This window comes from Moorena sp. SIO2C4, from assembly GCF_010672485.1.
GTDB classification, from domain to species: Bacteria; Cyanobacteriota; Cyanobacteriia; order Cyanobacteriales; family Coleofasciculaceae; genus Moorena; species Moorena producens.
In genome coordinates this window covers 1-12,564 of record NZ_JAAHGN010000019.1, presented here as the reverse complement: position 1 = coordinate 12,564, position 12,564 = coordinate 1, and the positions used below count along the sequence as shown (strand labels likewise).

12 protein-coding genes, 1 tRNA gene and 2 pseudogenes are annotated in these 12,564 nt (G+C 43.1%); 10 read left to right on the top strand and 5 right to left on the bottom strand.

The annotated features are described in order from the left end of the window. Window positions 1–20: 20 nt before the first annotated feature. The 7 genes and pseudogenes from F6K20_RS02380 to F6K20_RS02350 all read left to right on the top strand — a co-directional run. Window positions 21–146: pseudogene (locus F6K20_RS02380) on the top strand (DUF4058 family protein); the annotation flags it as partial. 297 nt (window positions 147–443) lie between these two features. Then, complete coding sequence (locus F6K20_RS02375; RefSeq protein WP_287293559.1) at window positions 444–872, top strand: hypothetical protein; 429 nt, start codon at window positions 444–446, stop codon at window positions 870–872. Between the two features lie 27 nt (window positions 873–899). Beyond that, on the top strand, window positions 900–1,109 hold the full coding sequence (locus tag F6K20_RS02370) for a hypothetical protein (RefSeq protein ID WP_287293556.1): 210 nt from the start codon (window positions 900–902) through the stop codon (window positions 1,107–1,109). A 31-nt stretch (window positions 1,110–1,140) separates the two neighbouring features. After that, window positions 1,141–1,521 carry a hypothetical protein gene (locus F6K20_RS02365; RefSeq protein WP_287293553.1) on the top strand — a complete coding sequence of 127 codons (381 nt, stop codon included), beginning with the start codon at window positions 1,141–1,143 and terminating at the stop codon, window positions 1,519–1,521. A gap of 647 nt (window positions 1,522–2,168) precedes the next feature. Then, the gene (locus tag F6K20_RS02360) at window positions 2,169–2,969 is read left to right on the top strand and encodes an MOSC domain-containing protein (protein ID WP_008183023.1); all 801 of its coding nucleotides are present in this window, start codon (window positions 2,169–2,171) and stop codon (window positions 2,967–2,969) included. Window positions 2,970–3,138: 169 nt separating this feature from the next. Next, window positions 3,139–3,426, top strand: coding sequence for a hypothetical protein (locus F6K20_RS02355; RefSeq protein ID WP_075873702.1), 288 nt, complete (start codon window positions 3,139–3,141; stop codon window positions 3,424–3,426). Between the two features lie 458 nt (window positions 3,427–3,884). Then, on the top strand, window positions 3,885–4,079 hold the full coding sequence (locus F6K20_RS02350; RefSeq protein ID WP_008183027.1) for a hypothetical protein: 195 nt from the start codon (window positions 3,885–3,887) through the stop codon (window positions 4,077–4,079). 140 nt (window positions 4,080–4,219) lie between these two features. Here F6K20_RS02350 and F6K20_RS02345 read toward each other — a convergent pair. The 4 genes and pseudogenes from F6K20_RS02345 to F6K20_RS02330 form a co-directional block, all read right to left on the bottom strand. Then, window positions 4,220–4,292, bottom strand: a tRNA-Ala gene (locus tag F6K20_RS02345). Between the two features lie 706 nt (window positions 4,293–4,998). Continuing rightward, window positions 4,999–6,078 carry a photosystem II q(b) protein gene (gene psbA, locus F6K20_RS02340; protein ID WP_271968296.1) on the bottom strand — a complete coding sequence of 360 codons (1,080 nt, stop codon included), beginning with the start codon at window positions 6,076–6,078 and terminating at the stop codon, window positions 4,999–5,001. 53 nt (window positions 6,079–6,131) lie between these two features. Beyond that, a pseudogene (locus F6K20_RS02335) lies at window positions 6,132–6,569 on the bottom strand (nuclease/transposase family protein); the annotation flags it as partial. Window positions 6,570–6,670: 101 nt separating this feature from the next. After that, the gene (locus F6K20_RS02330) at window positions 6,671–6,808 is read right to left on the bottom strand and encodes an element excision factor XisI family protein (RefSeq protein ID WP_008189358.1); all 138 of its coding nucleotides are present in this window, start codon (window positions 6,806–6,808) and stop codon (window positions 6,671–6,673) included. A 249-nt stretch (window positions 6,809–7,057) separates the two neighbouring features. On the opposite strand from F6K20_RS02330, the gene F6K20_RS02325 reads away from it, so the two are divergent. The 3 genes from F6K20_RS02325 to F6K20_RS02315 all read left to right on the top strand — a co-directional run bounded on the left by F6K20_RS02325 (window position 7,058) and on the right by F6K20_RS02315 (window position 10,672). Further along, the gene (locus F6K20_RS02325; RefSeq protein ID WP_287293551.1) at window positions 7,058–7,207 is read left to right on the top strand and encodes a hypothetical protein; all 150 of its coding nucleotides are present in this window, start codon (window positions 7,058–7,060) and stop codon (window positions 7,205–7,207) included. Between the two features lie 493 nt (window positions 7,208–7,700). After that, window positions 7,701–9,674, top strand: a complete 1,974-nt coding sequence (locus F6K20_RS02320) for an iron uptake porin (protein WP_229414746.1) — start codon at window positions 7,701–7,703, stop codon at window positions 9,672–9,674. Window positions 9,675–10,282: 608 nt separating this feature from the next. After that, window positions 10,283–10,672, top strand: coding sequence for a mannose-binding lectin (locus F6K20_RS02315; RefSeq protein ID WP_075873683.1), 390 nt, complete (start codon window positions 10,283–10,285; stop codon window positions 10,670–10,672). A 250-nt stretch (window positions 10,673–10,922) separates the two neighbouring features. On the opposite strand, the gene psbA (F6K20_RS02310) is transcribed toward F6K20_RS02315, so the two are convergent. Further along, on the bottom strand, window positions 10,923–12,002 hold the full coding sequence (psbA, locus tag F6K20_RS02310; protein WP_287247966.1) for a photosystem II q(b) protein: 1,080 nt from the start codon (window positions 12,000–12,002) through the stop codon (window positions 10,923–10,925). Window positions 12,003–12,564: the final 562 nt, after the last annotated feature.

Below are 12,564 nucleotides of genomic sequence, written 5' to 3'. Positions count from 1 at the left end.
TATAAACTACGGTTAATTTACAACAATTATTACATAGCATTTACGACCAAGGGAGTTATGACTTAGCGATTGATTATAGTCAAGATCCGCCACCACCTTTATCGACCGCAGATGCAACTTGGGTAAAGCAAGTCTTGATTGAATAGTAGCCTGCAGCTGGTTCTATATTGGAGTAATATCCAATCCGGTGAATCCCTTACGAAATAATCCATAATTTTAAACTACAAATTAATAATTACATATTACCAATTAGTAGGCAAAGTATATAATAATTCTTAAACCCGGATATAATGTTATCATGCCACCTTAGTTATCTATTATTGGTAATAGACACTAATAACTATGCAGTTTCGGACTCATAACAACGATGAAATTACTGAGCTAATAGCTCAGTAATTTCATCGTCACCTGCACCGCAAATAAATAAAAGCACCGGGTCAAACGTGCAGTCAGACGATCCTATTACCATCCTCATTGCTTTATTTAGTTTACTTGTATCTATAGCTGTAGCTTATACATCAAATTTTATAAAAGCTAATCTTAAGATTTCTTTGGGAAGAAACATTATATTTTTTCCTACATACCTTACTGATTCAACTGGTAATAGAAAGATTGTCGGGTTAGGCTTCAATCTTCCCATAACTTTCTACAATTGGAGTCCTCAAGGAGGAACTATTCAACGGATTCGTTTAGTTGTTGGCAGAAAAGATAATGACAATTTTTATGACATGGCATGGACTACTTTCGTTAAAATCGAGAGTGCCGGAAATTTTAAAGATGAAAATCTAGCTCAACCGATTCCAGTACAAGCACGTTCTTCAGTAAATAAAATAGTTCGATTCGATTGGAGTCCTGAATTAGGAGTAAAATAATTTTATTTACAAGTTGGTAACTACGATTTGAGGATTTATGGATGGACACAGAATACACAAAAACCTGACTTGAAGTACATTGCTTATTTTAGCCTTAAGGATCAACATTATCAACAATATAAAGACAACATAGCTGCTAACCTGACTGCATCGATATGGGTGTCCCTAGACGAAAACGAAAAACCAAATCAGTTTGTGTCTAGAAACACGATTGGTGTGCTTTACTCTAAAAAGTAAGTGTCTCATTCATCAAGGATAAGATTTTATTATGCCTGGAGATACCAATACATCCCGTTTCAATATTAGTGGTAGCGTTTATAACGCTGGAAATATAGGAGGCATAGCTGGAAATTCTGTAACTGCTGATATATCAATAGCCAACGGGCAGAAGCAAACCCTAGCTGAAGCAGCAGAAGAAATCCAACAACTTCTAGACCAAGTCTCCCAGACTAATCCCACTACAACAAACAAAGAGAAGATTATAGTTGTAGGTGAAGTTGTTGACAAAATTGAGAATAACCCAACACTAAAAGTTAAGGTAATCAATTCCCTGAAATCTGGACGAGTAGAGGCATTCAAGGAATCGATTGACCATCCGCTAGTGAATATTCTGATGGCGACTATTGAAGGGTTGGGGGAGGTAGAGTAATAGCTTAGGATCGTTGCAACACTTTACCATAGTAGACCTTAGCGGGGAATTAGGATAGGGTAGCGATCGCCTGAATAATTCTCCTTTATTTCAATTAATACTAGAGAAAGTAGACTGGATCAATGATGTTTTTACAAAGATGAGATGCGCCCACTCGGGGCAAACCCTCTATATTTGGCTTAATAGCATAAATTAGCTGCTATTATAACTTAGCGATCGCTTAACTACTTTCTTCTACTAAAACTGAAAGTTTATTACGTTTGTTTAAGGTAAGTAACAAAACCAACATTAGCGATCGCTTGCTCGGATTAGCGATCGCTTTCCTTGATCTGCCCGGTATTATTAGAAATTAATTAATTTATTAACTCTGATAAGATGAATTTGCCCTGTGACACCTACCAAGTTTATAAAAAAATGCTTTACTTGATCGAAATAGTGACAACTAGGATAAAGCTGATGGAGTCTTGATTATTCTTGGTATATCATTCTTTATCTCTTATTTCTAATAGATTAGAACTATCGCATTACTTTAAAAAAGTGGTAGACTGACTAATGACACTAAACTGATGTGCATTAAAATTGGTTATTACCTGTTCCCTGTTCCCTGTTCCCTGTTCCCTTTGAGGAATTTAGGTATCTCAATCTAAATGCTGAACAGCTTACCTTACCTTAAAGCTATCTATATCTACCCGATTAAATCCCTTGATCGGATTGAACTCCAAACCGCAACTCTCCTCAAAAGTGGTGCCCTAAAGCATGACCGGGAATTTGCCCTATTAGATCAGCAAGGTAAATTTGTCAATGGTAAGCGCCATGCCAAAGTTCACTTGCTGCGGTCGGTCTTCCATATCCAATCCCAATTGCTATCCCTACAGATTCAGGGCACAAACCAAAACATTACCTTTCATATTGATCACGGGCGAACTGCTCTGGAAGCTTGGTTAAAGGATTACTTCGATTTTCCAGTTAAAGTAGTGCAGAACACCAGCACTGGTTTTCCAGACGATACCAATGCTCTTGGTCCTACTATTATTAGTAGCGCTACCATTGAAACCATTGCTTCTTGGTTCCCTGAAATAACTGTTGAAGACATACGACGTCGGGTTCGAGCCAATCTAGAAATTGGAGGAGTTCCTGCTTTCTGGGAAGACCAATTGTTTACCGAATCAGGGCAATCTATTCAGTTTCAAGTAGGGGAAGCTTTGATAGAAGGAATTAATCCCTGTCAACGTTGTATTGTTTTAGCACGAGACTCTCAGACAGGAGAGGCTACTGATAATTTCCAAAAGACTTTCATGGCGAGGCGCAAGGAAACCCTACCATCCTGGACAACCAGCGCTCGTTTCAATCATTTCTACAAATTAAGTGTGAATACAAACGTGCCTGCTTCTGAAGCTGGTAAAGTCTTGCACCAAGGGGATCCCATCCAAATCCTTAAAGGAGCGTGAAGGTTGACTAGACTTTTTGCAGAAGTCGGGAACAGGGAATGGGGCACAGGGAACTGAGAAGAATTGACGGAAACAGTGTCTTGATGCAGTCGCTCATGGCGCATGGGTCTGTGTGCGGAACTTGCTTCCGCACCTGTCTTGATGCAGCGCGGTCATGGAGCTTTCCCCCATGACCGCGCTGCATCGCTCTCCAGCCCCGTGGAAACAACGGCAGTTGCTCATGGGGGAACCCCCTTTGGCGGCACTGCCTCCCCAAGACCGCACTGCCTCCCTAAGACTGAGCTGCATCGCTATCATAAAAGCGATGCAGCGCTATAATCCCAAATTGGGTTCAAATCCTCAAAAGCGATCGCTTATAAACAAAGTGATTAACGTGACAGCTCCTAAACTGATTCTATTGAATCAGTTTAGGCTTCCCAGCCAATCCAGCTATTGCTTAGGAGGCGCTGGGCTTTAAGAACGGACTGCCCTGCCGCTCTGTTTTTGTTTGACTTTTTTTTGAATAATCTTTTACCAACAAACCAGCATTTAAGGCCGTAGGCCACGCTACGCGAACGGCTTTGCTTGTTAGTATACATACTATAACACATCAAAAGGCGCGATCCAAGAGCAGTTTACCTGCCCATTGGAACGTGCGCCTTAGGTCTTTTGTTAAAGACCCTGTGCAAAATTCATCCCACAACAAGCGTGAAACGTGAGTGTGGGATGAATTTTGCCGGAAGCTAAAGTGATCTCAACTGTCAACCCTAAACCGTGAACCCTCAACACCAATCAATATCGGAAATTTTATTAAATAAAAATTTTTGACTTTTTTGCGGATTCGTCGCTCTGGAATTGAAGTAGAGATTTAGGTACATCTGAACAAACAGAAGCCAGACAAAACCTCTACCTACCAAATGTTTAAACCTCAGAGCAATGAATCATCAGTGGAACAATGTATTTCTGAAAGTCAGCACCTGGCTAGTGGCTGAGATCATCCTAAATTTGATTGGTCTAGATAACCTCGCCGATTACGGCGAATTCGTCTTCGATAAAGAGGTTTTAATCTCAACATCTCACCATCAAGTCTCACGGATTTTCCCCCCTCGGCACTCCCAAAACTTGTTTTAAGAGTTTCCCGCCAACCGTCAACCGTCAACCGTCAACCGTCAAAAAATTCTAACCTTATTACTGAAGACTGATAGCCAAGCTACCCTACAGCAACCCCTCAGGCTAAAAGACTTCAGCCTTTAATCAATATTTAATCAATATGGAGCTAAGCGGATTCGAACCGCTGACCCCCTCAATGCCATTGAGGTGCTCTACCAACTGAGCTATAACCCCGTAATTTTATAGANTGTGGAAGGGGTTTCGCAATCAAGTTTACAAGTGGCATGGCACAAATGAATTGAGTTTTGCTAATTTCGCCTTTTCTCGGACCTAGAGCACTATCGCCATCGTAAATTATCTTTTAACTGCTAATCTTAGCTTTGCTTGGTAACCAGCCAGTTAACCTGAAAAATACTGTCGATGGCCAAAAGGCCACGCTACGCGAACAGGGAATTTTTACCAGATTTTATAAATGAGGGGTGTTACCCATCATTAATTATGCTAGATTGGAATCAGTAGATAGATGCATCCTGATGATCCAGAGAGTCTTGAAGACGGCTCTCTTATTTTTTTGGGAAAATTGATACGTGAACATATAGCACTACGCATTTAGATTAGGACATTCCTAAATTCCAAAACTTAGTCATAGCTTACTTTTGACTTCTGACTTCTAACTTCTGACTTGCGCGTAGCGCTATACCTAGAGTCAGCTCCATGGTAATTTTTTTCATGAGGGGTGACACCCCTCGCTAAATCTGTTATATTGAGATCAGTAGATAGATGCACCCTGATGACCTAGAGAGTCTTGAAGACGGCTCTCTTATTTTTTTTGGAAAATCGATTGGTGCTTTCCCAGCAAATAAAAAAGCGCTCCCTTTTTGGAGAGCGCTATTAGGGGATACTTTTGTATTCCCCTAGGGGTGATCAGATTACGATCTTATTAGCCGTTGATAACTGGAGCAGTCAAAGCTACAGGAGTAGCTTCAGCCGCAGCTAGGTCTAGAGGGAAGTTGTGAGCGTTACGCTCGTGCATTACCTCGAAACCTAGGTTGGCGCGGTTTAGTACATCAGCCCAGGTGTTGATCACGTGACCTTGTGAGTCAATGATGCTCTGGTTGAAGTTGAAACCATTCAGGTTAAATGCCATGGTGCTGATGCCCAGTGCAGTAAACCAGATGCCGATTACAGGCCATGCACCTAAGAAGAAGTGCAAGGAACGGCTGTTGTTGAAGGAAGCGTATTGGAAGATTAAACGACCGAAGTAGCCGTGAGCTGCAACGATGTTGTAAGTTTCTTCCTCTTGACCGAACTTGTAACCATAGTTCTGAGACTCGGTTTCGGTGGTCTCACGCACTAAGGAGGAGGTCACCAAAGAACCGTGCATTGCAGAGAACAAGGAACCACCGAATACACCGGCTACACCTAGCATGTGGAAGGGGTGCATCAGGATGTTGTGCTCAGCTTGGAACACGAACATGAAGTTGAAGGTTCCGCTGATACCTAGGGGCATACCATCGGAGAAAGAACCTTGTCCGATTGGGTAGATCAGGAACACGGCGCTAGCAGCTGCAACGGGTGCGCTGTAAGCGACGCAGATCCAAGGACGCATACCTAAGCGGTAGCTCAGTTCCCACTCACGACCCATGTAGGCAAATACACCAATCAGGAAGTGGAACACTACCAACTGGTAAGGACCACCGTTGTAAAGCCACTCATCTAAGGAAGCAGCTTCCCAGATCGGGTAGAAGTGTAAGCCAATGGCGTTAGAAGAAGGAACAACAGCACCAGAGATGATGTTGTTTCCATACATCAAGGAGCCAGCAACGGGCTCGCGGATACCATCGATGTCCACAGGAGGAGCAGCGATGAATGCAATGATGAAGCAGGTGGTAGCAGCTAGCAGGGTTGGGATCATTAATACACCAAACCAACCTACATAGAGGCGGTTGTTGGTGGAGGTGACCCAATTGCAGAACTGAGACCACACAGAGGTGTTGCTCTGCTGTAATACAGTAGTCATGTTCTTATGATTGCGGGTATGAATATGAAGTTATCGAGGTTCGTCCGGCTTGTTTCAAATCGCCACAAGTCCCATGTCCCCTTGAGCTTCAGTTTTCCTATGCTTTTTTTGTCCCTGAATGTTATAGCTTTCTTGTCAGGCGATAGTTTCCATCCAGATTGCTTATACTCTACTGAACGGCAATGCTTTTGGAAGCGAGGGAATCCTTTCTTGCCAGGTATCTTTTTCTTGCAATTGTCGTAAAATCGAACGATCGATGACCATGCACGCTCAGACGCAGCCTGTCGCGCTGTTGAGTTCAGTTCATTAGCGAAAGGTAATTGCTTGGCCAGTAATTTGCAATACTTACTGAGGTCATATTTCCCGGTTCCTTTATTGTCCATCCATAATCTAATGCAACAATTACGGATAAACTTAACTGTCCGAATAGCCTCATCTATTGCAGAGTACTGACTTTCTTTCCCGTAGGCTTTGAACTCAATTATGATCACCGGATATCGACCTCCTCCGTTACTATTTTATCTTACACTATTTAGCGACTTTAGTCGCTACTGGCTTTCATCCCCGGTTTAAAAACACGGGGCTTTCAGCCTTAGGAGCCCCGTAAGTAATGATCATCGTTGTGGTCAAACACTGTAAATTGTTCAATCTCACCATAAGAAGGTACAAACTGTTTATGTCGAGCTAACACCTGCTGAATCCATTGCCGATACTGGTTCAATCGTTCCACTGTACAACTACCTCCTTGTCTGGGTCAAAAACTAGTAGTTTTACCTTGTATTATTTTAGGCTTATTCGCCATTTTCAGTGGCACCGTCTCTAAGGAAGGCGCATTTTTTAAAAAATACATCCACAACTCATCGAGTTGGTCTAACTCCTCCAACTGCTTCTCAAACTTCGGTAATTCTACAAACACTAATTCTAAGTTATTTTCTACGTAGCTGATGTTGGGTGCATCTCATATTTGTAAAAAGGGAGTGTGGGGCCCGGGCGCGGGGAGTGTGGGAATTTTTGCCTAATTGCCAAACTCAGATGCACCCTCCCTGTTCCCTGTTCCCGATTCCCGATTCCCGATTCCCGATTCCCGATTCCCGATTCCCGATTCCCGATTCCCGATTCCCGAATTTAATAATTGTTTATTGTTACTTATAACAGTGTTAATTAAAATAAATATGTATCATATATCAAAAATTTGGATTACAGAGGTTAAACCTGATCTAATATCGAATATTATTACCATAATTGCATAATTAATATGCTTTAATTCCATCAAGCCTAAATTTTTTGTATTAAAAAATACAAACAAAACCTCCATCCAAGGTAATTCTTAAAATCGTTAAAGTTAATCGTCTCTTAACTATCCCTTGATCAAAAACTGATCAAAAAGGGCTCAAATGACACTAACTCAGGACAAAGGAGCATTACGGGATCGGGAGATGAGCAGAAAAACTACCAGAATTCTGAAGCTGGTATTTCCTGATCTGTTATCTCTGTGTGCCATGTTGTAATCAATTTGTCATGAATTAGTGACAGACCTGACAAGAGACGGTAGTCGTGTTGACTTGACGGTAGTCGTGTTGACTTGATCGAGTCAAAACCCTGATTGAGTGTGAGGAAACCCTGTGAACAGATCAAAAAATTTGTGGCTCTCTGTGCTAAAATGCCCCACCTTGTTTGTTGGGGCAACCCTATTGATTTCATCCTCAGCAGTAGCAGCAACTGAGGAAGCTTTGCCAGAAGAGACTATCTCTCAAGAATCCGCTGTCAAGCCTACCACTACAGTAGAAACACTGACTTTACAAGCACTCCCTGAGGTCACTTCCCTAACTCAGTCCGTTCTTGCCTCTGATCTGCCATTAGTGGCTGATGCCTCTGATGCCTCTACTGGGTATACGGTTAAGCTCAGTAATTCCACTACCAGTAATTCCACTACCAGTAATTCCACTACCAGTAATTCCACTATCAGTAATTCCACTATCAGTAATTCTGCTAGTGATTCAGTGACGTCATACGGTGACGAGGAAACTGCAGAGGATGACTTGATGGGACCGGTGACTGGTGTTTCTCAACTGAGTGGACAGACTGTAGAGGATGACTCTATGGAACAAGTCACTAATGTGTCTCAACTCAGAGACATTTCCCCTGGAGATTGGGCTTATGAAGCATTACGCTCTTTGGTAGAACGCTACGGCTGTATTGCTGGTTATCCCAATGCTACCTTCCGGGGTAACCGAGCTTTGACTCGCTACGAATTTGCTGCTGGTTTGAATTCCTGTTTGAACCAAATTGAGCGTTTACTGGGGGGCGTTACTGGAGATTTTATCACCCGTGAGGACTTAGAAAGTCTACAACGGTTAATACAAGAGTTTGAAACAGAACTGGCTACCCTAGGGGCACGAGTAGATAACCTAGAAGGACGGGTAGCCTTCTTAGAAGACCATCAGTTTTCCACCACCACTAAACTCAAGGGTGAGGTGATCTTTGCTCTAGCTGATGCCTTTGGAGGGGATGCTGATGATGTTCAGACTGTTTTTCACAACCGGACTCGTCTCAACTTCTTAACCAGCTTTACCGGTAAGGACATGCTCCAAACCCGTCTTCAGGCTGGGGATGCCCCAACCTTGATCACAGGGGCTGGTGGCGAGCTGGCGGGAACTCAAGAAGGTCGCTTTACCTACGATGGACCGAGTGGTAATGACGTTATTATTGATATCTTGCGCTATAAGTTCCCCCTAGGGGATAAAGTAACGGTTCAACTGTTGGCTAACCGAGCACTGCATCACTATTACGTCGATACCGTTAACCCTTTCTTTGAAGGTCGTGCTGGTGGTTCCAATGCTATTACCCGTTTTGCTGAACGTAATCCCATCTATCGGATTGGGCCATTCGGTGCTGGTGCTGCTCTTGCCATCAAGCCCATCAAGGATGTTCGGATTGATTTAGGTTACATCTCCAACACCGCTAGCAATCCTCAAGAAGGCCAGGGTCTATTCAATGGCAACTTTTCTGCGATCGCTCAGTTGGTTTATGGTAGTGATTTCAAAGTTGGATTCACCTACATTCGGGGTTACGAAAATAATGGTGCTGGACGACCCCGTTTAATCCTAGGGGGTACTGGCACAGCCCTGGCTAATCTCAATCCAACAGCTTTGGGGAATGCTACCAGTTTAGGCACAGTTGACTTTGATACCGCAAGAGTGGAAAGCAACTCTTTCGGTGTTGAAACCTCTTTGAGACTTACCCCCAACATCGTACTCAATGGCTGGGCAGGCTACACCGATGCTGAGTTGATTGGCTTGGGTGATGCTGAAATTTGGAACTTTGCTGCTGGTATCGCTTTCCCCGATTTGGGCAAAAAAGGTAATCTGGCCGGAATTTTTGGTGGTGCGGCACCAACCCTCAGAGGACTGGATTTGGATAATGGCAACAGTAACTTTGACAATGATTTTGCCTACCAGGTTTCAGCGTTCTATAAGTACAAAGTCAACAACAACATCTCCGTCACCCCTGGTGTGATTTGGCTTCTCAATCCTAACCAAAGTTCTGACAACGATGATGTGGTCATTGGTACTCTCAGAACCACCTTCACCTTTTAATTTTTAGGCTTGACGTCCCGCGCTCTACCCATGGTTGGTGAGCGTCGGGATCAAAGCTGTTAGGGAAATTTGACTGGAAACTTTACGACCGAGCAAGCCCCCTCACCACTGTCATCCCTTTGCTTACAGGAAGCGGGACCCCGAAACCTCCATCGCCTCACTATCGGTAGCGATCCCTTGAAGGTGCTAGCTCTTCGGGCTAATGGCGAAGCGGGACCCCAAAGCGTCCATGCTATCGCCACTTACTAATACATTTTTTGATAAATTTGTCAATTTGTAAAATATAATACAAATTCGTACCTTTCGCCCCTTTGGGATTGCCTGTTGAACCCTAGGCTAGGCAAAGGGAGAGGCCAAAGCGTCAATGCGATCGCCACTGACCAATACATGTTTTGATTTGTTTGTCAATTAGTAAATTTTGATACAAATTTGCAGGATTATAAGCACTTTTCTCTCTCGGTAGAAAAGTGTTGACTAGCTAAAAATGTGTAGGTAGATTTAATTTGTAAGCCTAAATAAGGGTTACATTACACCCGATAGCAGTTTTTTTAACAGGCTGTTATGGGTTCCAGATGCTAGTTAGTTATCCATTTTTGGAGTTAATGATCATGAAAGGTCTCTTGAAAACAATTGCTTGTTTTCTGTTTACCGTGGCAATCTCTTTTGGTGTATTTGCAAATAATGCTTTTGCAGGTGACTTTAGCCAAAGTTGCTCTGTTCCCCATGTTAGTGCTTCTGAGTTATGCGCTCATTGTTACACGAGGGATCATCAGTTCAACTACACTTGTATTGACCTGAACTATTACATTGAAAATCTTGATGGTAATCTTGTCTGGCAGCCTGACAACTTCATTGAGACTTGCAAGGAGACTTACCTCTCCGGTGAAAGTATCATGAATGCTAAGTGCGAGAAAATTGATGGAAGCTTGAATCAGGCCGACATTGATCTAGATGAGCACATTGCCAACGATGATGGCAATCTCGTATACGAGCCATAGATAGAATTTATTGAATTCTGTCTGGTGAGCATCCCTACCAAATAGTGGCTAGCTGTGCTCAACCAAAACTCAAAAATGAATTGATTTAGTAGTGGGTGAGCCTAGCAATTTGGCTTGGGTTTACCCATTACTAATTAAGCTGATAGCTGATAGCTGATAGCTGATAGCTGAATGCTTACTATCAAACAAAAAAGCGCTCCCCATCTGGAGAGCGCTTTTTTTTAATCAAGTAGATTAAGCCAAGTTGAGATTAACCGTTGATGACTGGAGCAGTCAAAGCTACGGGAGTAGCTTCACCAGCAGCTAGGTCTAGAGGGAAGTTGTGAGCGTTACGCTCGTGCATTACTTCGAAACCTAGGTTGGCACGGTTGAGTACGTCAGCCCAGGTGTTGATCACGTGACCTTGTGAGTCAATGATGCTCTGGTTGAAGTTGAAACCGTTGAGGTTAAATGCCATGGTGCTGATGCCCAGTGCAGTAAACCAGATGCCGATTACAGGCCATGCACCCAAGAAGAAGTGCAAGGAACGGCTGTTGTTGAAGGAAGCGTATTGGAAGATTAAACGACCGAAGTAGCCGTGAGCTGCCACGATGTTGTAAGTTTCTTCCTCTTGACCGAACTTGTAACCATAGTTCTGAGACTCAGTTTCGGTGGTCTCACGTACTAAGGAGGAGGTTACCAAAGAACCGTGCATTGCAGAGAACAAAGAACCACCGAATACACCAGCTACACCTAGCATGTGGAACGGGTGCATTAGGATGTTGTGCTCAGCTTGGAACACGAACATGAAGTTGAAGGTTCCGCTGATACCTAGAGGCATTCCATCGGAGAAAGAACCTTGTCCAATTGGGTAGATCAAGAATACGGCGCTAGCAGCTGCAACGGGTGCGCTGTAAGCGACGCAGATCCAAGGACGCATACCTAAGCGGTAGCTTAGTTCCCACTCACGACCCATGTAGGCGAATACACCAATTAGGAAGTGGAACACTACCAGCTGGTAAGGACCACCGTTGTAAAGCCACTCATCTAAAGAAGCAGCTTCCCAGATCGGGTAGAAGTGTAGGCCAATGGCGTTAGAAGAAGGAACAACAGCACCAGAGATGATGTTGTTTCCGTACATCAAGGAACCAGCAACGGGCTCGCGGATACCATCGATGTCCACAGGAGGAGCAGCGATGAAAGCAATGATGAAGCAGGTGGTAGCAGCTAGCAAAGTTGGAATCATTAAGACACCAAACCAGCCTACATAGAGGCGGTTGTTGGTGGAGGTGACCCAATTGCAGAACTGAGACCACACAGAGGTGTTGCTCTGTTGTAATACAGTAGTCATGTTCTAATGATTGCGGGTATGAATATGAAGTTATCGAGGTTCGTCCGGCTTGTTTGCGCCTTCATGTATTTATATTAAGCAATATCTAAAGTTTTGTAAAGGGTTTTGAGAGTAATTTCCCCTCAGGTTATTAAATAATGTAAATAAGTAAAAGTTATATTACGTAAATATTGACTTAATAGTGTAATTGTGGTATAAATAAGGTTTAAAAATTTGGTTGTACCTGATCCCACTGAGAACCGCTATAAACTATAAAATTTATTTATCTATTTATTTATAATTTCTTAACATCCTCGATTTTCCACGGATCCGAAGTTCCCTGTTCTCCCAAGACCCGTGACGTTCCCGTTTGAAATTGCTTTACTGATTACATTGGTTGAGCTGATGGGTTTAGTTAAATGGCAGAGCCTCAATGTATCAAATTCTACCGAAGTTCCTCAAAAAATCTACTATGTTCAATGAATTATGATGAAACCTCATACACCTTAGACAAATCATGCGGATTGAGCAGTTGCAGGCATTTCTGGCAGTCACCCAGACCGGTAATTTTGGACAAGCGGCA